At 33.7% G+C, this 23,353-nt stretch carries 18 protein-coding genes; 7 read left to right on the plus strand and 11 right to left on the minus strand.

Annotation, left to right across the window (positions count from 1 at the left end; genetic code table 11):
• The first annotated feature begins 1 nt into the window (after position 1).
• Positions 2–1,351, plus strand: coding sequence for a peptidylprolyl isomerase (locus AC2DZ0_RS14540; RefSeq protein WP_484490785.1), 1,350 nt, complete (start codon positions 2–4; stop codon positions 1,349–1,351).
• A 30-nt stretch (positions 1,352–1,381) separates the two neighbouring features.
• Here AC2DZ0_RS14540 and AC2DZ0_RS14545 read toward each other — a convergent pair whose 3' ends face one another.
• From AC2DZ0_RS14545 to AC2DZ0_RS14555, 3 genes are read right to left on the minus strand one after another with little or no spacing between them, the layout of a single operon-like run.
• On the minus strand, positions 1,382–1,924 hold the full coding sequence (locus tag AC2DZ0_RS14545; RefSeq protein WP_484642626.1) for an RsmD family RNA methyltransferase: 543 nt from the start codon (positions 1,922–1,924) through the stop codon (positions 1,382–1,384).
• 28 nt (positions 1,925–1,952) lie between these two features.
• The gene (locus AC2DZ0_RS14550) at positions 1,953–2,795 is read right to left on the minus strand and encodes a DUF3822 family protein (protein WP_484642628.1); all 843 of its coding nucleotides are present in this window, start codon (positions 2,793–2,795) and stop codon (positions 1,953–1,955) included.
• A complete protein-coding gene (locus tag AC2DZ0_RS14555; protein ID WP_484642629.1) occupies positions 2,776–3,501 on the minus strand; it encodes a hypothetical protein in 726 nt (241 codons plus the stop codon). The genes AC2DZ0_RS14550 and AC2DZ0_RS14555 overlap by 20 nt, the downstream gene beginning before the upstream one ends.
• A 106-nt stretch (positions 3,502–3,607) precedes the next feature.
• Between AC2DZ0_RS14555 and AC2DZ0_RS14560 the strand changes: the two genes are divergently transcribed.
• Positions 3,608–5,038, plus strand: a complete 1,431-nt coding sequence (locus AC2DZ0_RS14560) for an ATP-dependent DNA helicase (protein WP_484642630.1) — start codon at positions 3,608–3,610, stop codon at positions 5,036–5,038.
• Here AC2DZ0_RS14560 and AC2DZ0_RS14565 read toward each other — a convergent pair.
• From AC2DZ0_RS14565 to AC2DZ0_RS14575, 3 genes are all read right to left on the minus strand, one after another.
• A complete protein-coding gene (locus AC2DZ0_RS14565) occupies positions 5,035–5,991 on the minus strand; it encodes a lipid A deacylase LpxR family protein (protein ID WP_484642632.1) in 957 nt (318 codons plus the stop codon). The two genes, AC2DZ0_RS14560 and AC2DZ0_RS14565, sit on opposite strands and share 4 nt — an antisense overlap.
• 155 nt (positions 5,992–6,146) lie before the next feature.
• Positions 6,147–7,016, minus strand: coding sequence for a lipoyl synthase (gene lipA / locus AC2DZ0_RS14570; protein ID WP_484490791.1), 870 nt, complete (start codon positions 7,014–7,016; stop codon positions 6,147–6,149).
• Positions 7,017–7,138: 122 nt separating this feature from the next.
• Entirely contained in the window at positions 7,139–12,808 is a 5,670-nt protein-coding gene (locus AC2DZ0_RS14575) for a choice-of-anchor L domain-containing protein (RefSeq protein WP_484642634.1), read from the minus strand.
• Positions 12,809–13,010: 202 nt separating this feature from the next.
• Here AC2DZ0_RS14575 and AC2DZ0_RS14580 point away from each other — a divergent pair, with 202 nt between their 5' ends.
• Entirely contained in the window at positions 13,011–14,693 is a 1,683-nt protein-coding gene (locus AC2DZ0_RS14580) for a solute:sodium symporter family transporter (RefSeq protein WP_484642636.1), read from the plus strand.
• Positions 14,694–14,831: 138 nt separating this feature from the next.
• Entirely contained in the window at positions 14,832–16,448 is a 1,617-nt protein-coding gene (locus tag AC2DZ0_RS14585; RefSeq protein WP_484490794.1) for a sodium/sugar symporter, read from the plus strand.
• 75 nt (positions 16,449–16,523) lie between these two features.
• Here AC2DZ0_RS14585 and AC2DZ0_RS14590 read toward each other — a convergent pair whose 3' ends face one another.
• On the minus strand, positions 16,524–17,084 hold the full coding sequence (locus AC2DZ0_RS14590) for a DUF4494 domain-containing protein (protein WP_484642638.1): 561 nt from the start codon (positions 17,082–17,084) through the stop codon (positions 16,524–16,526).
• 104 nt (positions 17,085–17,188) lie between these two features.
• Positions 17,189–18,004, minus strand: coding sequence for a DUF1853 family protein (locus tag AC2DZ0_RS14595; RefSeq protein WP_484642640.1), 816 nt, complete (start codon positions 18,002–18,004; stop codon positions 17,189–17,191).
• Between the two features lie 91 nt (positions 18,005–18,095).
• On the opposite strand from AC2DZ0_RS14595, the gene AC2DZ0_RS14600 reads away from it, so the two are divergent.
• Positions 18,096–18,716 (plus strand): L-threonylcarbamoyladenylate synthase, encoded by a 621-nt coding sequence (locus AC2DZ0_RS14600; RefSeq protein ID WP_484642642.1) that lies wholly within the window; start codon positions 18,096–18,098, stop codon positions 18,714–18,716.
• 10 nt (positions 18,717–18,726) lie between these two features.
• Here the strand turns inward: AC2DZ0_RS14600 and AC2DZ0_RS14605 are convergent, their stop codons facing one another.
• The 3 genes from AC2DZ0_RS14605 to AC2DZ0_RS14615 form a co-directional block, all read right to left on the minus strand.
• The gene (locus AC2DZ0_RS14605; RefSeq protein WP_484642644.1) at positions 18,727–19,896 is read right to left on the minus strand and encodes a transglutaminase domain-containing protein; all 1,170 of its coding nucleotides are present in this window, start codon (positions 19,894–19,896) and stop codon (positions 18,727–18,729) included.
• A gap of 39 nt (positions 19,897–19,935) precedes the next feature.
• A complete protein-coding gene (locus tag AC2DZ0_RS14610) occupies positions 19,936–20,928 on the minus strand; it encodes a glycosyltransferase family 2 protein (protein ID WP_484642646.1) in 993 nt (330 codons plus the stop codon).
• Between the two features lie 114 nt (positions 20,929–21,042).
• On the minus strand, positions 21,043–21,486 hold the full coding sequence (locus AC2DZ0_RS14615; protein ID WP_484642648.1) for a type I restriction enzyme HsdR N-terminal domain-containing protein: 444 nt from the start codon (positions 21,484–21,486) through the stop codon (positions 21,043–21,045).
• Between the two features lie 60 nt (positions 21,487–21,546).
• Between AC2DZ0_RS14615 and holA the strand changes: the two genes are divergently transcribed.
• A complete protein-coding gene (holA, locus tag AC2DZ0_RS14620; RefSeq protein ID WP_484642650.1) occupies positions 21,547–22,548 on the plus strand; it encodes a DNA polymerase III subunit delta in 1,002 nt (333 codons plus the stop codon).
• Positions 22,549–22,558: 10 nt separating this feature from the next.
• Positions 22,559–23,290 carry a toxin-antitoxin system YwqK family antitoxin gene (locus tag AC2DZ0_RS14625; protein ID WP_484642652.1) on the plus strand — a complete coding sequence of 244 codons (732 nt, stop codon included), beginning with the start codon at positions 22,559–22,561 and terminating at the stop codon, positions 23,288–23,290.
• Positions 23,291–23,353: the final 63 nt, after the last annotated feature.

Consider the following 23,353-nt stretch of genomic DNA (forward strand, 5'->3'; position numbering starts at 1 on the left):
GATGATAAAAAGAATAATATCACTTTTACCAATTCTTTTTTGTGTGCTGGTTTTACAGGCTCAAAAAATTAAAGTGGATGGTGTTGCCGTAGTGGTAGGAGAAAATATTGTATTAGAATCGGATGTTGAAAAATTCAAGCAAGAGGTTTATAATAATAGTGAAGGGAAGATTACAATGTCTGATTGTGAGATGCTTGAGCAAATTATGTTACAGAAATTGCTAGCACATCATGCTGTTGTTGATAGTGTGATTGTCTCTGATGCTGAAATTGAATCTGGTGTAGAACGAAATATCGCTTATTTAAAACAACAATTAGGTTCTATAGAAAAGGTATATAAAATGTATGGTTTTGATGATGAAGATGATTTGAGAAAAGAATTGCTTCGTATTGAGAGAGAAAATACATTGATACAGAGAGAAAAACAGAATGTGGTTTCAGAGGTGAATGTAACTCCTGAAGAGGTTCGTGTATATTTTAGAAGTTTGGAGTCTCAAAATAATTTGCCTCAATTTGGAGCTGAAATAGAAATGGCCCAAATAGTGATGCATATAAAGCCATCTGAGAAAGAAAATCAAGAGGTTATCGAGAAGTTAAAAGGAATACGTCAAGATATTTTAAATGGGTCTAGTATGCGTATGAAAGCAGTATTATATTCAGAGGATCCCGGGGTTACTCAAAATGGAGGAAAATATACCTTAACTAGAGAAAGTCAGTTTGTAAAGGAGTTTAAGGAGGTTGCCTTTAGTCTGGATGAAGGTGAAATTTCAGAGCCTTTCAAATCTGATTTTGGATATCATATTATTCATCTTGAAAAGATAAAAGGTCAGGAGTTGGATGTACGTCATATTTTAATTCAGCCAAAAGTAACACAAGAAAAGTTGAAAGAGGCAGAAGAGAAAATTACACAAATAAGAGATAGTATTTTAGCAGATGAGTTGACCTTTGAAAAAGCGGTTTTAAAGTACTCTCAAGACAAAGGAACACGTCAAAATAAAGGGATTATTATCAACCCTCAGACTAATGATTCTAATTTTGAATTGACCAGAATGGATCCTAGTTTGTATGGGAGAGTTAGTTCTTTGAAAGTAGGAGATATTACAGAGCCTTTCTATGACGAAACGAGAGAAGGTTTAAAGATGTTCAAGTTAATTGTTTTAAGAGAAAAGAGAGAAGCTCATACAGCAGATTTTACAAGGGATTACGTGAAGATACAGCAAATGACGTTGCAAAAAAAGCAAGAGGATGCTATGGAAAAGTGGTACAATGATCATGTTGTTGAAACCTTTGTTAAGATAAATGAAAGCAACAAAAGTTGTGATTATAAATACCTTTGGGGACAAGAGTTATAAAAAAAAGAGAGCTAACTAGCTCTCTTTTTTTTATGAATCTTTTTCAAAAAAACTGAAGACATTCCCACCGTATCTTTTTTCATAGGAGAAATTAGGGTGGTTGTCTAGTTTTGTTTGTTTTGAGTGCTCAATGATTAATAAACCATCTTCGTTTAACAAGTCCTTTTCAAAAATAACAGTTGCAATTTTAGAGAAGTCTTCATCAGAAAAATTATAAGGAGGATCTGCAAATATAATATCGGCTTTGATCTTCGTCTTGTCAATAAATTTGTAGACATCACTTTTTACAGTATTGATATCAAAGTCAAAATCTTTACAAACTTCGTTGATATATTTGATACATCCATAGTGTTTGTCAACCGAGGTTATTTTTTCTGTTCCCCTAGAAGCAAATTCAAAACTAATGTTTCCGGTCCCGCTAAAAAGATCTAAGACTTCTAAATCTTCAAAATAATACGTGTTGTTTAGGATGTTAAAAAGAGATTCTTTAGCCATGTCAGTCGTAGGTCTTACAGGCAGATTTTTAGGAGCACTTAGACGTCTTCCTTTGTGTTTTCCGGAAATGATTCTCATGTTTAATGAATCTGTTAATTATTTCAAATTAGTTAAAAAGTAAGCTGTGGTTGTGTTTAGACAGGCTAGCAAACTCGGCAGTATTTGGTAGGTTTTTAGCTTTGTGAAATGAAATGTTTCTGATGTAAGTATAAAGAATGGAAAATAATTCCGATTCTTTCTCGATACTACCCATTAATATCAAATGCAATTTTTCTGTGTCAAATTTTAATTGTTCTGCAGTAAAAAGAATATAGTAAATAAAATCTTCGGCGGTTTGAAATTCGAATCTATTAACAACTTGTAGTTGATCCTGTTTATAGGCTACCAATTCAAAATTTCTTTCATTTACATGGATGTAAATTTTATCAGAATTATTGGATGTGTGTAATTTGCTTGTGCTTTCTATTAGTTTGGTAAAACTATGAAAGTATTCAAATGAACCGTATATATTAAATAGGAAGTTATTAATATTTACAAAAGGAATATAAACGGTATTTGCGTCTATACTACTCAGTTTATCGGCACAAATAAAATCTATTGGTAAAACCTTTACCGTATGGTTTAAATAAGATTTTAGGTTGTTTTCGTCGAACAGAGAATCGGGTACTAAGGTTGCCAATTCATTTTGATGTATAACTTCTATCTTTTTATAATCTTGCTTAAGAAATTCATTCTCCTCATAAATCGCTTCTATGTTTTTAAGTAGCGTTTCTGGAGTAAGCGCTTTGCTTTCAAATTCAAAAGACTGAAAAACAATAGTTTGATTTTTTAGTGGCGAATAGACGCAAAAAGAAAATCCATCCAAATTAATTTGGATGGACAATTGAGTTTCTTTTAAATCAGTGTTTTCAACTGATTTACAAATGATATTATTTACCCTTTTTGTCATAAAAAGGAGGCCAGTTTCCGTTTGAATTAACTTCTTCTAATGAACCTACAGATAAAAATGGACCTTTTACCTCGTCACCACCAATAGCTTCTTTTTCTTGTCTTACCAAGTGTGGGTCTAAACCTTCTAAAATTACTGCTTTATCAACTTTGGCAATAAATACAGGAACTTCTAATCCTGCTACTTTAGTGATGTAACCAACTGTAATTTTAAATTCTTCGTTAGTGTCAGGTACTTTAAGCATTTGAGTATAGTCTCTACCTTTGAAAACTGTTTCTTTAACAGATTCATATCCGGTAGTATCCGTTACTTTTTCCTCAACCTCAACCATAATTGGTTGCCATTTAGTTCCTTTGTTAACTTGTTTGATTTCGTTGTGAGTATTAGTAATAGCAAATTCAGCTGAATCTAAAAACTTAATAAGTTTCTCTCCATTTCTCTCGAATTTACCTGTAATCGTTTTATGAGCATCTTGTGCATCACGAATCATTCTTAAATTCTCAATTACTTTTGCATATCGTACCTTTTTTTCAATGTTAAAACGAATTGGTCCCATAATACTATCATAGATAGAATAACCTAAATATCCTGCTACACCAAGTAGTACAATTGAAACAAGCCACTGAAGTTTTAAAGGAATGAATTTCATAATAAGGATGGCTAACAAAACTGCTACTGCAATCCCTGCAATTAAAGTAATTATCATTGTGATTTAAGTTTTAAAAATTGAATTAGACAAATCTACAATTTTTTTTGAACCATAAAAATTTTTAAGGACAAATCAATCCCTATCTTTGCTTTTTTTTGACCCTATGATTAAAACCTCTTCCAATTTTTACAAAGAATTGATAAAAACCTTTCCTTTTGAGCCCACAAGTACTCAAAATGAGCTCTTAATGATGTTGTCTGAATTTCTTTTTTCCAAAGATTCTGATGCTGTTTTTTTATTGAAAGGTTATGCGGGAACAGGTAAAACATCCACAATAAGTACGCTGGTAAATAATTTATGGAAAATTGGTCAAAAACCAGTTTTGTTGGCACCTACAGGTAGAGCCGCAAAAGTAATTTCATTATATTCTAAAAAGCAGGCCTTTACAATTCATAAAAAAATATACCATCCTAAAAAAACATCAAACGGTGGCGTAGAATTTACAAGACAGGTAAATAAACATACGAATACTGTATTTTTTGTTGATGAAGCGTCTATGGTTCCAGATGCACCTAGTAATTCTAAGTTGTTTGATAACGGTTCGTTGTTAGATGACTTAATGGATTATGTATATTCTGGTAAAAATTGTAAAATGATTTTAATCGGAGATACGGCTCAATTACCTCCTGTTAAATTGGAAGTTAGTCCCGCTTTGGATGAAGATAATTTAAGTTTTCATTACAGTAAATCTGTTTCGTTGATTGAATTAGAAGAGGTAATGCGTCAACATAAAAACTCTGGGATTTTGGTAAATGCAACCCAGTTAAGAATGTTTATTAGTAATGATAGTTTTGCTGATTTTCAATTTAATTTGGAATATCCAGATGTGGTTAGGTTAATTGATAGTTATGATATTCAAGATGCGATTCATACCTCTTACGATCAACATGGCATTGATGAAACAGCCATTGTTGTAAGGTCTAATAAAAGAGCAAATCAATACAACCAACAAATAAGAACTAGAATTTTAGATAAAGAAAATGAGATTTCTATTGGCGATCATATTATGGCTGTTAAGAATAATTATTTTTGGTTAAAAGATTCAGCGGAAATTAGTTTTTTGGCAAATGGAGATACCTTTGAAGTGTTAGAAATTTTTAACACAAAAGAATTGTACGGTTTTCGTTTTGCTGAAGTAAAAATACGTTTGATAGATTATCCATCGCATCCTCCTGTGGAAACAGTTCTTTTATTAGATACATTGATGTCAGAGAGTCCTTCTTTGTCTTATGAAGAATCAAATAGGTTGTATCAGGAGGTGGGTAAGGATTATGAGGATATCAAATCAAAATACAAAAAGCTTTTAGAGATTAAGCAAAATAAATATTTTAATGCTATTCAAGTAAAATATTCTTATGCAATGACCTGCCATAAATCTCAAGGTGGGCAGTGGGATACTGTTTTTATAGAAAAACCATATTTACCGGATGGACAAAGTGTTGATTATTGGAGGTGGTTGTATACGGCAATTACAAGAGCAAAAACAAAATTATATTTGTTAGGCTTTCAGAATGAAGATATAGAGGAGCTTTAATTGAATTTATAGGAAATTTGAATACTTCCATAAGTGTTTGTGTTTGCTTCAATCGTTTCTGTTTTTTTTGAATATTTGATCACAGAGTAAGAAAGATCAAATCTTTTTATGCTGTATCTCAATCCAAATTCTAATTCATAGATAATTGAATTGATGCCATAAGTGATAGGGCTATTGTCGTTGAAAAGACTTCCTTGGATGGTTGCGTTGTAAAGTGCATATCCAATTTGAGGTTTGATAAATAAAAATAGCTCGTTTTTTTGATTTTTATCTACCTTATTTAGGTTGCTTGCAAATAGTGAACTGTTTGCGTAATTGTTAAGAGGACGGTTAAAAAGGTTGATTCTACTATAGATATTTGTGTTTATTTCAGAAAATATGGTTCCTAGCTTTAAGGAAGTTGTTGATGTAAAATCGAATCGCTTTTTGACTTTTTTACTAAAGGATTTTAAAAATAAAAACTCCATACCAATTCCTAGTGTATTTTCAATTTGATATTGCCATCCTTCTGCAGGAGAAAAGCCATATAGGTTATGAATTATGTTTTGTAGGTCTTGAGCCATTGCGGATGGGCCTAGTACACCGAGCTCTAAGGTAGATTTTAATCCATAATTTTTATCCGAAAAAAATAGTTGACTGTATTGGGCAAACGCATAGCCAGCATAAGGGCGATCTATTGCTTCTGGGAAATGTGAATTTGCAAATTGAGGTGTATACATTTGCTGACCGATTCTAAATTCATGAATTTTTTTGAGTTTGGACTTCTTACTAAGGTACCTGAAGTATAAAAAGGTCCCATTGGTGTAGTATCGATCGTAATAGGTAGAGGTGTAAAGATCATTATCGCTGATCAGCCCGAATTCTTTCGAAAAAGATTTTTGTGCTTGAATGTGAGAGTTGTTAACCAAACAGAATAGAAGTATCAAAAAATATAAAGCGAAACAGTTTCTCAAAGGCATGGTTTTTAAAATGATAAGATAGTAAAAAATACAAAAAAGCTCTGATTTAGAAATCAGAGCTTTTTTACTAACCAAACTTAATTTATGAAATGAAAGGTAACCACTCCCTTCGAAAAGAGTGTTGCAATTACCGTGCCAAAAAAACAAATTTAGTTAATGTGTTTTTGCGCTTTGTAAGATGAACGTACCAAAGCACTACTTTCAACGTGTTTAAAACCAAGTTCTAAACCTATAGTTTCGTATTTTTTAAATTGTTCTGGTGTAATAAATTCTTTTACGGGTAAATGTTTTTTACTCGGTTGCAAGTATTGTCCAATCGTAACAACATCTACTTTCGCTTTTGCTAAATCTTTCAAAGTTTCGATCACTTCTTCCTCGGTTTCACCCAAACCTAACATGATTCCAGATTTTGTTCTTCTTTGACCATTATCTTTTAGGTATTTTAAAACTTCCAAACTACGATCATATTTTGCTTGAATACGTACCTCGCGTGTCAATCTTCTAACCGTTTCTAAATTATGCGAAATAACTTCAGGTGCTGCTCTTAACAAGCGGTCAATGTTTTTTTCTATTCCTTGAAAATCAGGAATAAGAGTTTCTAGAGTTGTATTCGGGTTTGCCCTTCTGATCGCTTGAATAGTTTCTTCCCAGATTATAGAGCCACCGTCTTTTAAATCATCTCTGTCGACAGAAGTAATAACGGCATGCTTAATTTTCATGATTTTAATAGATCTTGCAACTTTTTCCGGTTCATCCCATTCGACTGTTTCAGGTCGTCCTGTTTTAACTCCACAAAATCCACAAGATCTAGTACAAACATTTCCTAAGATCATGAAGGTAGCAGTACCTTCTCCCCAGCATTCTCCCATATTAGGACAACTTCCGCTGGCACAGATTGTGTTTAATTTATATTTGTCAACTAGGCCCCTTAATTCCGTGTATTTTTTTCCTACTGGCAATTTAACGCGTAGCCATTTTGGTTTTGTAACTTTATTCTCTTTAATTACTTCTTCTGACATAACCTGTTGTTTTAGGTGTATGCAAAGTTACAAATAAAGTATTTTATATGGTGTTGAATATAATCGAAAAAAACAGGCGAATATCTGTCAGATATTCGCCTGTAAAGTTGTTTTTCACAGTATTAATAAAGAGGAATCTTTTGAGAAGCAATTCCCTTGGATGTATTAAGTCTTATAATATATACTCCTTTGGTAATTTTATCGGTTGGTATTTGAGATAAATCTTTATAGCTCTCTATAACAACTCCAAGCGTATTAATTAATTCTATTTCTTGTATGTTTAAAGAATTTGGCTTCTCTATTTTTATGAGTTGTGAATCCGAGTCATAGTGTACAAATAAACCTTCGATCGTTACATTGTCTTCATTAGATAGTGCTTCGTTTTCTTTGAAAACAATTGAGAATCTATCTGAATATTTACCAGTTTCCAATTCTAATGAAATCAAATTATTGTCTGTGATATTAGAGTAGGTGTTATTCAGGTGGTCTTTAAGAAATATAGGGTATTCTACATTCAAATTTTCATCTAACATTAAATAACATTTACCTGAGTAATTCATGTTAATTGTTAAAGGAACTTCAAGGTCTTCTGATATTTCTTCAATCCCGGCGATTACATAAGCTTGTCTAGCGTCGTTAAATTGGAAATAAGCATCAGTACCATCTAAATCAAAAACTTGACTGTCGTAACCCGGATCGTAGTCGAAGCTATTTCTTTCATCAAAGGTTACGGCAATTTGTCTATGTAAAAGAAGCCCATCGTTATTGGTGTACTCAAAACCAAGTTTTATACCTACGATTTTATTTTCTTTTGTTTTTGGTTGTGTCGTTTTTCCTTTGAAAAATATTGAATTCGTTCCGTCAACAGCTATATGTTCTGCAGTTCCATTTGCATGCAGTCTTTGGGAGTTTTTAAAGGTAATTGTTCCAGCTGTTTCGGCACCTTTTACAAAGAAACCTTGACCCACAGGGATATAATCTTTCGGTTGGTCTGTTCCTGCTCCTATTCCACCTGGGGCTGCGCTTTCAACAGTAGCACTTGTTCCCATGGTTGCGGTTCTTGTCGCATATCCTCCTTGATAAGATCCTTGTGCATGTGAACCGTCAGATTGTTGCCAAAAATATAATGTTGAAATAATTGCATTTTCACCTACCGGGTTGTTGTCTTGAAAAAATGCTTCAACATTAAGAGGTGATGGATAAGGGTTACCTATTAATGAATTATGTTGAGCGCTAATAGGGGTTGTATAATCACCATCGTGAGGTGTTCCAACAAACGTGTAGTTTTGTGGAGCACCTGGACTTTTTAAAATAAATGCTTCTCCTGACTCAAATGTACCTGTTTCTTTTTGTTGAATCCAAGAAGTTGAACTGAGTCCGTTAAGGTAACTATAAATCCAATAATTAGCTAGCGTTAATGGAGTGTCTTCTGTTTTTAAACTACCATCTAAATCACTTGCTGAGTTGTAGGATTTAAATACAATATCATCTGGGAAAGTACTTGGTGTAATTGGTGTTGTTCCGTCTTTTAAAACATCACCTACTGTAAAATTGTCTATTTGACCTAACGTTGCTACTGGGGAAGTAAGATAGTTGTATTGATATACCGTTGCAGCAGTAGCAGTCTGTTCTATGTAGAACTTACCTAGTCCTGAAACCATTGAGCTACCAGTGTGTGTTTGGATTAATTGAGCATCACCAATCATTTTTAAATCTCCGTCAAGTTGCAATTCATTGGCAACATGAAGATAATGACCAGAAGTTACACTTAGAGTAGATCCTGGTTTAATCCATAAACATCCAACTTCAACATCAGCAGAAAGGATAGCATCTTTACCTCCATTTGAATCGATAGTTAAAAGGTTACCTGGAGAGTCGTTGTCTGTATCGTCTGGTGTACCTCCGTTAGATCCTCCTGACCAAGTTTCCGAGGCTCCATCCCAAGTGATACCTGTAATTTCGGTAAATGTAAAATATTTAGTTCCATCAAAATCATAAGTTCCTGTCAGTTGGCTTGTTCCATTAATGTTTTCACTACTTAGAGATACATATTCCACATTAGTAGTAAATGTTGGATCATCTGCAATGATAATAGCTATTTGGTCTGAGTTGAGTGTGTTTCTAATAGTTGTTTCGTCGGCTGCAATTTTAACGGTTTCAACATCTCCTGTTTCTACTACCTTCCAAATACGAGACATTCTGTTTGCTGTGCTGCAGAGAATAGATGAGGCTACGGTAGTGTTTGTGATAACTTCTGCGTTATTTCCCCACATCAAAAAATCTTTATCCGTACTAAAAGAGTTGTTATTTGCAGCGTTGCTATCAGCGATGGTGGTTTTTCCAATGGTTATTAGGGCACCATCATTAATTGATTTTGATTGTTTTTGACTAAAATTACGAGTATCATCTCTACCGATTCCAGCAACATTATTGTGATAAGCTATGTTGGATTGATAATTCCAAACTATTGTTGAGCCATTGGATAAGATGTAGTTTCCTTCTATTATCGAAGAATTACTATGGTCTGTTTGATCTAACGTAAAGCCATACTTAATCCCTAAATAAGATTCAATTAGTTGTCTCTCTTCATACGTATGTTCACTAGTAAACAACATTATTTCAGCAATACTACCTTCAATGGTTCTATTATCAATCCCTCTATCTCTACCGATAAAATAATTTGTTGTGTTATTTGATAAATTGCTATCGAAAATTCTAGAATGTAATTCAAAATTATCAGGTCTAGCATGGGTTTTTAAATCTGTATTTAAGCCGTTTACAAAGTTTAAGTCACTGTTGCGTACATCGTTTGGTGTGTATGTTGTGTTAAAAACTTGAGTGTCGTCAGAATGACCGTGACCAATATTATTACTTAAATTAGTGAAAGGAGTTGTCCAAGAAGCTGTTGAAACGTCGTTGTAAACAATATACATCGTTCTAGGATTCATATTTGCACTTGTAATCGTCATTCGATCATTATTTCCAGGAGTAAATGTGATTACTGGATTGAAATTCAAAAGGTTTTGTGTAGAATTAGGCTCTGATCCGCCACTTCCAGTAAAATTATTATCATCCGTAAAAATGTCATTGTTATTTGTGTCACTTTGATCTTGCCATGAGGTGACTTCGGTTCCTCCAATTACTCCGATATCAGCTCTTAGCCATAATGTATTTCCTATACCTGCAGTAATGTCAATTAATTCATCTCTGAAATCTACATCACCTCCAGAATTTAAATCACTATCAGAATCAGGAAAACCAGTCAAGTTATCGATGATACCATTTACATCTAAATAATCGTTAGAAGGGTAGATGTAAGTGTCCAATCCATTAGTTCCAATTACTCCTGTTAAAAGATCCGATAAACCGGCTTCTACTGTGTCGTCTGCGCCTTCACTATCAGAGTCTGTGTTGAGGTAGTCTTCCGCTGTAGCATTCGTTGTGTTGTGTGGTGTTAATCCATTTGTTCCAGTGTAGGCATCATCTAATCCAACTGAATTATATGTTCCTAAAGGAGTGATATAGCTACTAGTGGGTTGGGCTTCTAGGTTATCAGGTATTCCGTCATTATCTGAGTCCAAATCTAAAAAGTTTTGGATCCCATCATTATCTTCATCACAATTTACAAATAAGACTGAAAAAGGAATATTTGTTTCTGTAATGCTAGATGATGAATAAGTTACAGATAGCTCTTCTCCAATTAAGTTTTCATAAAACAAAACTTCAAAAGTATAAATACCCGGAGTTAAGGCTATTGTTCCTGTTTCCTTTCTAGGGGCATGGTTCCCATCATTGGTTACCACCTCAATACCTCCGATATACAATTTGGAACCATCATCCGATGTGGTAGAAAATGTGTATGTCTCAGAGGTGAAAATATTTATATAACCCGTATATCGTATACCAAAAGTTTCATTATCGTCTGGAGTTATTAGTGCTTGTAATGAGGTTACATCAAAATCAGATACTGTCCCTGTTTGTAGACTTCCTGTTGATGGAATGTTGTCTACAGACGGAGAATAAGAACCATCATAAAATTCATAGTTCAAACTTCCTGTACATGGACTACTTTCAGTGGTGTCCAATATTCCATCATTATCATCGTCAATATCATCGATGTCATCTATTCCATCGTTATCATTGTCACCACTGTTAGTGGCGTCCCTGTAATCAACATCACCACCTGCAAGCTTATCTCCATCATCATCAGGAAGGTCTGATGGGATATCTATAGATCCATTTACATCAGTATATGTATCGGGATAATCTGGGCTGTTAGCTAACCCATTGGTCCCTACATTTGTGTTTAATGAAACGATTCCCGCCTCAGTAGTATCATCTGCACCTTGATTATCTGAGTTTAAATCAAGATAGTCGGGGTTATCCGTGTTATCGGTATTAATAGGGGTTAGTCCGCCGGTAGCTGTATATGCATCATCAACACCATCTAAGCTATAAGTTCCGAGTGGTTCAATATAATTTATAGTGGTCTGGGCTTCTACATTATCTGGGATTCCATCACCGTCAGAGTCTAGATCTAGATAATTAGGAATACCATCGCTGTCAGTGTCGGTTGGGTTACTTAGAGGATTGTTGTCTGAGTCTAAGTTTGCATCTTCTATAATGTCATAGATTCCGTCATTATCACTATCGATATCAGCATCATCTGCTACACCATCATCATCAGTATCCGGGAAACCACTGATTAATTTTATAAATATTGCTGAATCATAGGCGCTGTCAGAAACATCTGCGATTGCAAATTTCACCTCATATTTACCCCCAGGTACCAATCCAGTTGCGGAAGCTCTAATTTTTGTTGTAATTCCATCATATTGGATTTGAATATCACTCTCTGTAGCCGGGCTTTGAGGTGCAGGGTTGTTTATAAAATAACTAGCTTGTCTATTGTCACAGATGTCAGGGTCACCTTCATTAGCCCCCGCAACATAAGTTTCATTTCCATCGTTAATAGTTGCAATAGATACCGGATTAATGGTTCCTGGAACTAAAGCGATATTTTCAGTTGTACCATAGGTTCTTACCCCAAACTCATCCTCTTCATAATAGGTTACAAAATAGCCAAAGACATCATTAAAACTAGTACATGCATATTCATTATATTCCTCAGAAGCAAATTGATAATCGATCGTAAGAACGGTTGCGTCATAATCTAACTCAGCATCAAAAGTTAAAATCATTGGATCATTCATACTTCGGAAACCACCAGCTCCATCACTTGCTAGTTGAATAAAATCAGAATGTTCTGCATTGTCAGAAGGAAGGTTTGTGGCATAACTGTTACTAGTATTCCCTGAACTTGAAGCATTGAATGAATTGGCGACACTACCTGAAGTCAGGATAATTCCGTCACTCACTGATAAACCAATATCGTTTCCGTTGGTAAAAGTCCCATATTGGCCGTTTGAACCAAAGGCAATAACAGGTGAAGTAAGGGTAACACCAGGGCCCTCTATGGCTGTCATTAGGTCTGTAGCACTTGCCCCATCCCAATTGACATCTGTAGCAAAATCAAAGGCAAAAACGCCAGCTGCTTTATTTGTAGCATGCGGTTTTGAATTGTTTATTTTTGAAGAAACGGTATGCATCTCTCTTTGTGTGACCTTTTTGTGAATAATTTTATCAATCATACTTCCTTTAAATACAAAAGACATATAGTTGAAAGTGGGGTGTATGATGTCAGTGTTTGGGTCGCTATTCTTAGCAAATAATGAGTTTAAACCAAATAAAAGAATGATGAGATAGGTTGGGGTACTATACTTTTGAAACAAGGCTGTTAGCTTTTTATTAGATTGGTCTAAATATAGCTTTTTTTTCTTTATTCTCAGAGATAAAAATCTAATATAACTGTGTTTGTTACATTTATTACTACAAGGTTTGCGTGAGTTGGTTTTTTTTGAGAAGATTTTTTCGATAAATATTATAATTTAGCGCCACAAAAAATTAGAAATAGAATTAAATTATTAAATTATCATGGGAATTATTTCATTTATTGGCTTTACTGCTTTGGTAGCCATAATAGCTTACTTGGCAACAAGGAAGAACAAACAATCAGCTGATGGCTACTTTTTAGGAGGTCGTAGTTTAACAGGTCCTGTAATTGCTGGTTCTTTGTTACTTACGAATCTATCAACTGAGCAAATTGTAGGGTTAAATGGAGCTGCATTTGATGAAGGAATATTGGTAATGGCATGGGAAACCTTAGCGGCGATAGCCATGGTTGTGACTGCTGTATTTTTGTTGCCAAGGTATCTAAAAGGTGGGATTACTACCGTTCCTCAGTTTTTGGAAAGCAGGTATGATAAATTGACAAAAACCTTAGTTTCAGGATTGTTTTTATCAGGGTATGTAGTTGTATTGTTACCTATTGTTTTGTATTCTGGAGCGTTGGCAGTGAATACAATGTTTGATGTGCCTCAAATGCTTGGAGTAGATGAGTTTACAGGGTTGTATATTACGGTTTTTGCAATTGGAACGATTGGTGTTTTTTACGCTGTGTTTGGAGGGTTGAAAGCGGTAGCTGTTTCAGATTCTATCAATGCAGTTGGACTTTTAATAGGTGGTTTGGCTATTCCTGTTTTTGGGTTGATGGCTATCGGTTCAGGTAGTATTGGAGAAGGATTGGATGTTTTAGTATCTTATTCTAAACCGTTAGGAAAACTAAATTCTTTAGGAGGTCCTGATGCATCAGTGCCTTTCGGAACAATATTTACAGGTATGATGTTAGTTCAGTTATTTTACTGGGGAACAAACCAAGCAATTATTCAAAGGGCTTTAGGTGCTAAAAATTTAGCAGAAGGGCAAAAAGGATTGTTGTATGCAGCATTCTTGAAAATCTTGGGACCTTTAATGTTGGTTTTACCAGGAATGATTGCTTTTTATATGGCACAGCACCCAGAGAGTTTTAACTTTTTTGCAGCAGGAGATGCTATTAATAAAGATCAGGCATACCCATTATTAGTGAAGCAAGTTTTACCAGCGAGTATGGTAGGTTTCTTTGCTGCTGTATTATTTGGTGCAATTTTAAGTTCATTTAACGGAGGATTGAATAGTTCTGTAACTTTATTCGGGTTAGATATTTATAAAGCTCATATTAACACAGAGGCCTCTGATGCAAAGGTGGTTAAGGTTGGTAAAACTTTTGGTATCTTTTTAGCAATTGCTGCTATGTGCATTGCCCCATGGTTGATTAAAGCATCAGGAGGGTTGTTTGCATACCTACAAGAAGTGAATGGATGTTACTCGATTCCTATTTTTACAATTATTGTGGTTGGATACTTAACAAAAAGAGTTCCTGCAATTGCTGCAAAAGTTGGATTGTTTTCAGGAGTTGTATTGTATTCTATAAGTCAGTTTATTATCAAGCCTATGATGGTGAGCTCTGCTGTTGCTGATGCAAAGGCCTCTGGGGTTTCTGATGCGCTAGAATTAGCGATGGTAGAAAGTACCGCTTATCCTCATTTTTTACATGTGATGGCAATCTTATTTGTGTTGAATATCATCATCATGCTTATTATTGGTAAGTTAAAACCGAGAGAAGTTGATTTTGTACAGGAGTATACAGAGCAGGTAGATATCAAGCCTTGGAGTATATTAAAACCAGTTAGTATTGTTATTTTAGTGATAGTAGTCGGAATTTATGTGTATTTTAGTTAAAACTTAAAAACACAAGATAAAAAAGAGCTAGTAATTAATTTTACTAGCTCTTTTTTATTGTAATCATAAACATATGTTGTTAAGAGAAATAAAAATGATATATTAGTGCCGCTTAAACACTAACTTAAATTATATATTATGACAACAGGATTTCATTTTTGGGATTACTTCATTTTTGTAGCTTATGCCATTTTAATTCTAGGAGTAGGATTATGGGTTTCAAGAGATAAAGATGGACATCAAAAAAATGCAGAAGATTACTTTTTAGCAAGTAAATCACTACCGTGGTGGGCTATTGGTACATCATTAATTGCGGCAAACATTTCAGCGGAACAATTTATTGGGATGTCGGGTTCAGGATTTGCCTTAGGGTTGGCTATTGCATCCTATGAATGGATGGCAGCTTTAACACTTATTATCGTAGGAAAATATTTTTTACCGATTTTCATTGAAAAAGGATTGTATACAATTCCAGAATTTGTTGAAAAAAGATTTTCTACCAACTTAAAAACAATTCTTGCAGTTTTCTGGATTGGATTGTATGTATTTGTCAACTTAGCTTCTGTTTTGTATTTAGGAGGTTTGGCTATTGAGACTATTATTGGTATAGACATGATTTATGCCGTAATTGGTTTGTCTCTTTTTGCTGCGGCATACTCTTTATATGGAGGATTATCGGCTGTTGCTTGGACGGATATTATCCAGGTTGTTTTCTTGGTTTTGGGTGGTCTGATTACTACTTATTTAGCATTGAATACCGTTTCTGGAGGAGAAGGAGCATGGCAAGGAATGTTGGCCGTATATGAGGCAGCTCCGGATAGATTTAATATGATCTTAGAAGAAAGTAATCCGCAATATGCAAACTTACCTGGAATTGGAGTTTTGGTTGGAGGATTATGGGTGGCAAACTTGTATTACTGGGGATTCAATCAGTATATCATACAGCGTACTTTGGCTGCTAAATCATTAAAAGAATCTCAAAAAGGTATTCTATTGGCAGCTGCATTAAAGTTAATCATTCCTTTTATTGTTGTGATTCCTGGAATAGCGGCTTACGTAATTGTAAATGACCCTGCGTTAATGGCAAGTTTGGGAGAAGTTGGTAAATTAAATATGCCAAGCCTTGATGCTGCAGATAAAGCATATCCATGGTTGTTACAATTTTTACCAACAGGATTAAAAGGAATTGCATTTGCAGCATTAGCAGCCGCAATTGTATCTTCTTTGGCGTCTATGTTGAATTCAACATCTACCATTTTTACAATGGATATTTACAAGCAATATATAAATAAAGAGGCGAACGATAAGACTACAGTAAATGTAGGACGTATTTCTGCAGCTGTTGCTTTGGCTATTGCAGCTGTGATGGCTCCATTGTTAGGAGGTATTGATCAAGCATTCCAATTTATCCAAGAGTATACAGGAATTGTGAGTCCAGGAATTTTGGCTGTTTTTATGTTAGGATTGTTTTGGAAAAAAACAACGAACAAAGCAGCTATCTGGGGAGCTTTATTATCTATTCCAGTTGCAGTATTGTTTAAGATGACAAGTATGCCTTGGATGGATCAAATGGGATTGACAACCTTAGTAACAATGGCGATTATTATTGCTATTAGTTTTATGCAAAATAAAGGTCAAGATGATTCTAAAGGAATTGATTTGAGTAAAGGTGTATTTAATACTTCGCCATTATTTAATATTGGTTCTTTTGCTATTATGATTGTACTTGTAGCATTGTATGCTATGTTCTGGTAAGAAGAGAATGCTTATAAAACAAAAAGCCACTCAAATGATTGAGTGGCTTTTTTTATAGTTAAAAGTTGAAGATTGTTATTCTTCTACTTCCTCTTCGATTTCTTCTTCTAATTCTTCGCTTTCAGTTTCGTTACTGATTTCTTCAAATGAATCACTTGGTTCAATCGGACGAAGGTTTTCAGGTACTTCTTCATTTAACGGAGCTTCTTCTTCACCATCATAGTATGGGAATACATCAAGAATAGGAGATTCAACAACACTTGGGATTTCATAATTACTTACGGTATCTGTTAAGCTTGCTGCCAAAACATCATAAGCATCTTTTACATCATTTGCTTGCACTAAGATGTATGAATTCGCTCTTTTTTCTGATCCTTTTTCTTCATCTATCGTGATACAAGATAATTTACATTTAAACCATCTATCTCCCGCTTCATTTGGACAAATTTCTGCAAAGTTAGCAACCTTGATATTTGTAATTTTAAACTCTGTTGAAATGTATTGAGCCATTTCCTCATTTACTCTTGCTTCAGCTTCTGTAAAAGACATTGCATCAAATAAATAGGGCTGGTTGAATGTTTTTACTCTATCATCCTCGTCAATTCTGCTATATTTTATTTTACATTCGTACCACATAGTTGTTTGATTTATAGTTAAAAATTTGAAGAGCAAATATAAACTTTTGACCTAAATAGTTCCTGTTAGTAGTCTAAAATATTTATTAAGATTCTGTTTATAAATCACCACCAAGTAATAAAGAGTTTATGTGTGTTGTTTTTGTTGTCTTTTCTCCAGATTAAGGGACTTTTTTTTAGGTTGATTTGAACTTTTATTTCTTTAAGTATATCAGAAAATGAATGCCAGCTACTGTTGTTTTTTGGATGAACCAACCAATCTTGTTTACTAGGTATGTTGAAGGTTGAATCTATATACGGGTTAGACTTGAAATCTTTTATTGAAATATAAATACCACAGATTGCATTGGAGTTTATCTCTGGAAATTCTTTGATTTCAAATGAAAAGGGAATGAATAGTTGTGCTTTGAAAAATATAGCTTGTCGAATGGATGAAATATTAAGCTTTATTTTTTCTTTAGTTTCTTCTTTGAAAAGCAATGGGAATTGGTGAGAACTAAGTTTGTGGATTTTTTTTGAAAGATTGTCGTGCCGGTTAGGACCAATCCATTGATCAAGATTAGACCCTAAAATATTGGGATCGAATAAATAGAATTTATAGGCGATTTCTACATGGAATAAATGATTAGTATTTTTGTTCTGTAAAATTATATCTAGTTCACCTATAGTTCTTTTTTCTTTTTGAATTTGAATATTTTCATAACAAATGGTGTAAAGATTGGTAGTTGTAATTTCTGAATGAAAAAAAACTTCGACTCTTTTACCTAGCATTAAAGATTTACTGATGTTAAATTTCGGAGTTTCTGTGGTTTTAGAAATTTGGAATATTTCCTGCTCAAATGGATTGTTTTCTTTTGTAAAAATTGAAGGGGTATCAAGATAACCTAGGTATTGTAAATTGTTGGTTGTTTTTTCGTCCAATGAGGTACTAGTTTTAGCAAGTTGAATAATCCTAATGTACTACGAAGATAGTTTTTTATCATTACTTTTGTGGTAAATACACAAGAGACAAATGCCTGAGTTAATAAAAATATATGAGGAAAATATCAATCCAAGACAAATACAAAAAGCGGTAGATGTTTTAAGAAAAGGTGGATTGATTATATATCCAACCGATACTGTTTACGGTTTGGGATGTGATATAACAAACAAAAGTGCTCTCCAAAAAATAGCTCAGATAAAAGGTGTGAAATTAGAAAAATCTAATTTTTCTTTTATTTGTAAGGATCTTAGTAATCTTTCTGATTATGTAAAACAGATTGATTCTTCTACGTTTAAGTTGTTGAAAAGAGCATTGCCTGGAGCTTATACTTTTGTATTGCCTGGGAGTAAAACGTTGCCGAATGCTTTTAAAAATAAAAAGACCGTTGGTATAAGGGTACCAGATAATGCAATTGCAATTGAATTGGTTTCTTTGTTAGGGAACCCTATTGTTTCAACCTCTATTCATGATGAGGATGAAGTGTTAGAATACACAACAGATCCTGAGCTAATATATGAAAAATGGCAATCTAAAGTAGATGTGGTTATTGATGGAGGATATGGAGATAATCATGCATCTACAGTGATTGATTTAACAGGAGATGAGCCGGAAGTGATTCGAGAAGGAAAAGGAAGTTTAGAGGTGCTTTAAGCATAGGATGCTAAAATAACGGGTTGATTTTTGCGTTTGGGATTTTGCTGTACCCTTGACTTTTAAACAAAGTTTTTCTGAGAGGTTTCCATGTTTTTAAATATTTTTTGACAAATTCTTTCTCTTGATTGGTGTTTTGAATCAACATAGGAAGTCTGTCTTTTTCAAAATTAATCAGTTTGTTTAGCTTTGGATTTGTTGAAGTGATTTCAAAAAGAAGTTGTTCGCTTTTATGAAAGCCTTTACTCGAGTTGTTAAGCAATTGCTCGATTTCAGAGTCGCTTAATTTAGGTGTTTTAAATCTGTTGTTTTTGGAGAAAACATATTCATTGAAATTATCGATAGCATAATTTAAGGTATCAGCGACTTTGTTGAATTTTATAGTGGCAATAGTGTTTAATTGATTTGCTAATCTATCTTTAGTCATTTGGTTGGTAACTCCACATTCAATAATTCTTAGATTCAATTGTTCAAGTTGTACATCGGTCTCAAGTAATTTATTCTTTTTTATGATTTCCTCAAATGGATAATCCCCCTTTTCATTTAGTTTGTCAAAGTTTTTTTCCTTGAACTCTATTTGTCTTATAGGGTTGTCTAGAAATTGCCAAATTGGATCGAAAGGTATGTGTGTTTTTATGAAATTTTCGGGTTTGATTAAAAAATATTTATCTCTAAAATGTCTGACATATCTATCTTCTTTAATGTAACCTGCTGACCAAGTTGTATCGATAAAATAGTATTCTGAATCAATCTTAATGGCATTCCATGCATGGCTTACATCGGCGATTTCTCCTTTGTAGTTTCTTGTGTAGCCAGATAAAATAAAAGTATTTAAACCTATAGACTTTGTCATGTCCAAAAATAAATCTGCATAGTGCTGGCAAACTCCTGATCTTTTATTTAAAACATAATTTACAATATCTTTTGAGCCTGTGTATTTAGGACGGCTTTTTAACATTTGATAATCATAAGAAATATTATGAGTAATCCATATGTAAATCGCTCTTGCTTTTTCACGATCCGTCTTTAAATTTTTGGTAAGAGCAGTCGCTATTTGGTCAGAAGTTTTAAGAGAATAATCAACTTTTTTTGACGCATTATCAAGAACCAAGAAGTTCGATTGAGAATAGAGTTGGGTATTCAAGCCCAGTAGCAATAGCAGAGCAATTTTTTTAATCATAGCAATAATAAAAAGTAACTGAGAATTATGTCAGTGGTTCTAAAGGTTTTTTGATTTTCTTATGTTTAGAACAAAATGACTCCATACAATACTTGTGGTATTGTAGTATTTTAAATTGTTGTGTTTGAAGGTTCTTTTGGCAATCATTTTTTTTAGATTACTGTAAAAACTGATATGCGATTTAATAATCGCAATCATATGGATTGGTCTTCCTTGCAGGGTAAACCGAATACCAGCAACAGCATCTAGTACCATTCTGATAAAAATAAATAAAATAACTTTGTTGGAGGGTAAGTTTTTTAATAGAGAGTACAAACTGTTTCTGAAATTTAAAAATGTCTTGTAGGAGTTCGCTTCGCTTAAGGTAGCGCCTCCCACATGATAAACAGCAGAAGCTCCAACATATTTAATATCGTAGCCCAAATTGCTCGTTCTCCAACATAAATCAATTTCTTCTTGATGGGCAAAATAATCTTCGTCAAAACCATTTAATCGATGGTAGATTTCAGATTTAATAAAAAAACAAGCTCCAGAAGCCCAATTAATATTTATGGTGTCGTTGTATTGACCTTTGTCTTTTTCTAAAGAATTGAAAATCCTTCCTCTACAATAGGGATAACCAAGAATATCTAAGAATCCACCTGCGGCACCAGCATATTCAAACTTTTTTTTGTTTTTGTAATCTAGAATTTTAGGTTGAATAATTCCTGTATTTGTGTTTTTTTTAAACTCTTTCTGGATTGGAACCAACCAATTTTCTGTTACAGAAACATCAGAGTTCACAAGAGCATAGATAGGTGCATCAATATACTGAAGAGCATCGTTATATCCCTTTGCAAATCCACCGTTTTCTGCATTAGAAACCACCTGAACAGTAGGGAAGTTCTGCTTGATAAATGAAACAGAATCGTCAGTAGAAGCATTGTCTGCTATATAAATAGAGGCACCCTCACTGTGTTTTATTATTGATGGCAAAAACTCTTCTAGTAATTTTTTACCATTCCAGTTTAATATGACTACAGCGATTTTCATTCTTAATAAGTTGCCCGAAAGGCAAATAGCGATTGTTTCAAAAGTTGAATGCAAACATACTTTAAAAAAGCGAGTATTGTTACATGCAACTTAGTTAAAAGAATTAGAAATGTATTATTTGTAGGAAGGTATGTCTTTTAAAAAAGTATAAGCCTCTTTAATAGGGTCGATTTGACAATAAAAATGTGAAAGACCATTGGTAACTACCAAATAATTCGCGTTTAATTTTAGGTTGTATCTTGCAATTTGATCAAAAGTGCTTTGGGTAATTTCAACAGAGGGGGCTTTGCATTCTACAATAATTTCAGGCAATCCTTGTTTGTTGAAAATTAAAATATCTGTTCTTTTTTTTAGTCCATTTACCGTCAGTTGCTTTTCAACGGACATGATGGATTCAGGGTATTTTTTTTCGTTAATCAAGAAAGAAACGAAATGTTGACGTACCCATTCTTCAGGGGTTAAAACGATATATTTTTTTCGAAGGTTATCAAAAATGAATCGCTTATTTTCGCTACTTTTGAATTTGAATTTGCAAGGAGGCAAGTTTAAAATTGTCATAAAACAAAACTAAGTTTTTTATAGGAAAGGCGAAATGCTTTTTCTAAAAAATAGACACGCATGAATGAGGTAAATCAAATTGTATCAGATATAAAAAGTGGTAATGCCAAGCCTGTTTATATTTTAATGGGTGAAGAGTCTTATTACATTGATAAAATATCAGATTATATTGAAAATAATGTTTTGACAGAGGAAGAGCGTGGTTTCAATCAAATGGTTTTGTATGGAAGAGATGTTACCGTTGATGAAATTGTATCGCAGGCAAAACGTTTCCCAATGATGGCAGAGAAAACTGTGATTATTGTGAAAGAAGCTCAAGATCTTTCTAGAACGATTGAAAAACTAGTTTCCTATGTAGAGAATTATCAGCCTACCACGGTGCTTGTGATCAACTATAAATATAAAACGTTAGACAAGCGAAAAAAGTTAAATAAAATTGCCTCAAAAGTTGGGGTAGTGTTTGAAAGTAAAAAGTTATACGAGAACCAAGTAGCAGATTGGATCCGAAAAGTATTAAATGGTAAAAATTACCAGATGGAACCCAAAGCTGCTCAAATGTTGGTTGAGTTTTTAGGGACTGATTTGAGTAAAATAAGCAATGAGTTGGATAAACTTGTTTTGATTTTGCCTGAAGGTACTATCATTAATCCTGAACATATTGAGGAAAATATTGGAATCAGTAAAGACTTTAATAATTTTGAACTTAGAAAAGCTGTTGGAAATAGAAATGTGGTAAAGGCAAATCAGATTATAAATTATTTTTCCAATAATCCCAAAAGTAACCCTACGGTGATGACTGTTTCTTTATTGAATAGTTATTTTACTCAATTGTTAATGTATCATGGTTTGCAAGATAAATCCAAAGCTAATGTAGCTAAGAATTTGGGGGTAAGCCCTTATTTTGTTGATGATTATGTTAGTGCTTCAAGAAATTATCCGATGAGAAAAGTGTCTCAGGTTATTGGTTTCTTGCGAGATGCAGATGTAAAGAGCAAGGGAGTAGGAGCTTCTATTTCGCAAAATGATTTATTGAAAGAACTATTGTTTAAAATTATGCATTAATTTTTTTAAAATGTTTCGCTACTTATTATTACTATTTTTTGTGTTGGTTGTTTTTCCAAGAGTTACAGCTCAACAATCCATAAACCAATTAGATGCTAATGGGAAAAAGACGGGTGTTTGGATGAAAAAATATTCTAATGGTAATCTCCGCTATAAGGGGCAGTTTGTTCATGGGAAAGAAGTTGGGGTTTTTAAATTTTATACAGAGGCTTATTCAAGTAGACCATCAATAATTAAAACATACGAAAGTCAAAATCCAGTATGTAAGGTTCAGTTTTTTACAGACACAGGAGTTCTACAAAGCGTAGGAGGTATGATCGGTAGACAACGAACAGGAAAGTGGCTTTATTATGATGGTACCGGCAAACGCGTCATTCTTGAAGAAAATTATAAAAATGATAAACTTTCTGGAGAAAAAAAGATTTACTATCAAGATGGTACGTTAACAGAGGTAAGTCATTATAAAAATGGCTTATTGGATGGGGAAAGTCTTCGTTATACAGATCAAGGAAAATTGATCGAAAAAGTTCCTTATGTTCAAGGAAAAATCCATGGTAAAATATATTATTATCATAATACTGGTGTTATTAGAGAAACGGGGCATTATGATCATGGGAAACGCGTTGGTCGTTGGGAATTTTACATTGATGGAGAATTGGCAGGGTTTGAAGAACCGAATAAAAAAGTAGTGAAAAAGCCAATTAGCATGGAGGAGATAAATGCAAGAAAGCAAAAAAAATAGTTTCCTTATAGCTTTTTTAGGCTTTTAAACATAGGCTTTTATTCAAATACTATTCCGTATCTT

This window comes from Flavicella sp. IMCC45668, from assembly GCF_057219105.1.

Coding starts and splice junctions, on each gene's coding strand:
- AC2DZ0_RS14540 (WP_484490785.1), top strand. CDS start 2: ATGATAAAAAGAATAATATCACTTTTACCAATTCTTTTTTGTGTGCTG.
- AC2DZ0_RS14545 (WP_484642626.1), bottom strand. CDS start 1,924: ATGAGAATCATTTCCGGAAAACACAAAGGAAGACGTCTAAGTGCTCCT.
- AC2DZ0_RS14550 (WP_484642628.1), bottom strand. CDS start 2,795: ATGACAAAAAGGGTAAATAATATCATTTGTAAATCAGTTGAAAACACT.
- AC2DZ0_RS14555 (WP_484642629.1), bottom strand. CDS start 3,501: ATGATAATTACTTTAATTGCAGGGATTGCAGTAGCAGTTTTGTTAGCC.
- AC2DZ0_RS14560 (WP_484642630.1), top strand. CDS start 3,608: ATGATTAAAACCTCTTCCAATTTTTACAAAGAATTGATAAAAACCTTT.
- lipA (WP_484490791.1), bottom strand. CDS start 7,016: ATGTCAGAAGAAGTAATTAAAGAGAATAAAGTTACAAAACCAAAATGG.
- AC2DZ0_RS14580 (WP_484642636.1), top strand. CDS start 13,011: ATGGGAATTATTTCATTTATTGGCTTTACTGCTTTGGTAGCCATAATA.
- AC2DZ0_RS14585 (WP_484490794.1), top strand. CDS start 14,832: ATGACAACAGGATTTCATTTTTGGGATTACTTCATTTTTGTAGCTTAT.
- AC2DZ0_RS14590 (WP_484642638.1), bottom strand. CDS start 17,084: ATGTGGTACGAATGTAAAATAAAATATAGCAGAATTGACGAGGATGAT.
- AC2DZ0_RS14600 (WP_484642642.1), top strand. CDS start 18,096: ATGCCTGAGTTAATAAAAATATATGAGGAAAATATCAATCCAAGACAA.
- AC2DZ0_RS14605 (WP_484642644.1), bottom strand. CDS start 19,896: ATGATTAAAAAAATTGCTCTGCTATTGCTACTGGGCTTGAATACCCAA.
- AC2DZ0_RS14610 (WP_484642646.1), bottom strand. CDS start 20,928: ATGAAAATCGCTGTAGTCATATTAAACTGGAATGGTAAAAAATTACTA.
- AC2DZ0_RS14615 (WP_484642648.1), bottom strand. CDS start 21,486: ATGACAATTTTAAACTTGCCTCCTTGCAAATTCAAATTCAAAAGTAGC.
- holA (WP_484642650.1), top strand. CDS start 21,547: ATGAATGAGGTAAATCAAATTGTATCAGATATAAAAAGTGGTAATGCC.
- AC2DZ0_RS14625 (WP_484642652.1), top strand. CDS start 22,559: ATGTTTCGCTACTTATTATTACTATTTTTTGTGTTGGTTGTTTTTCCA.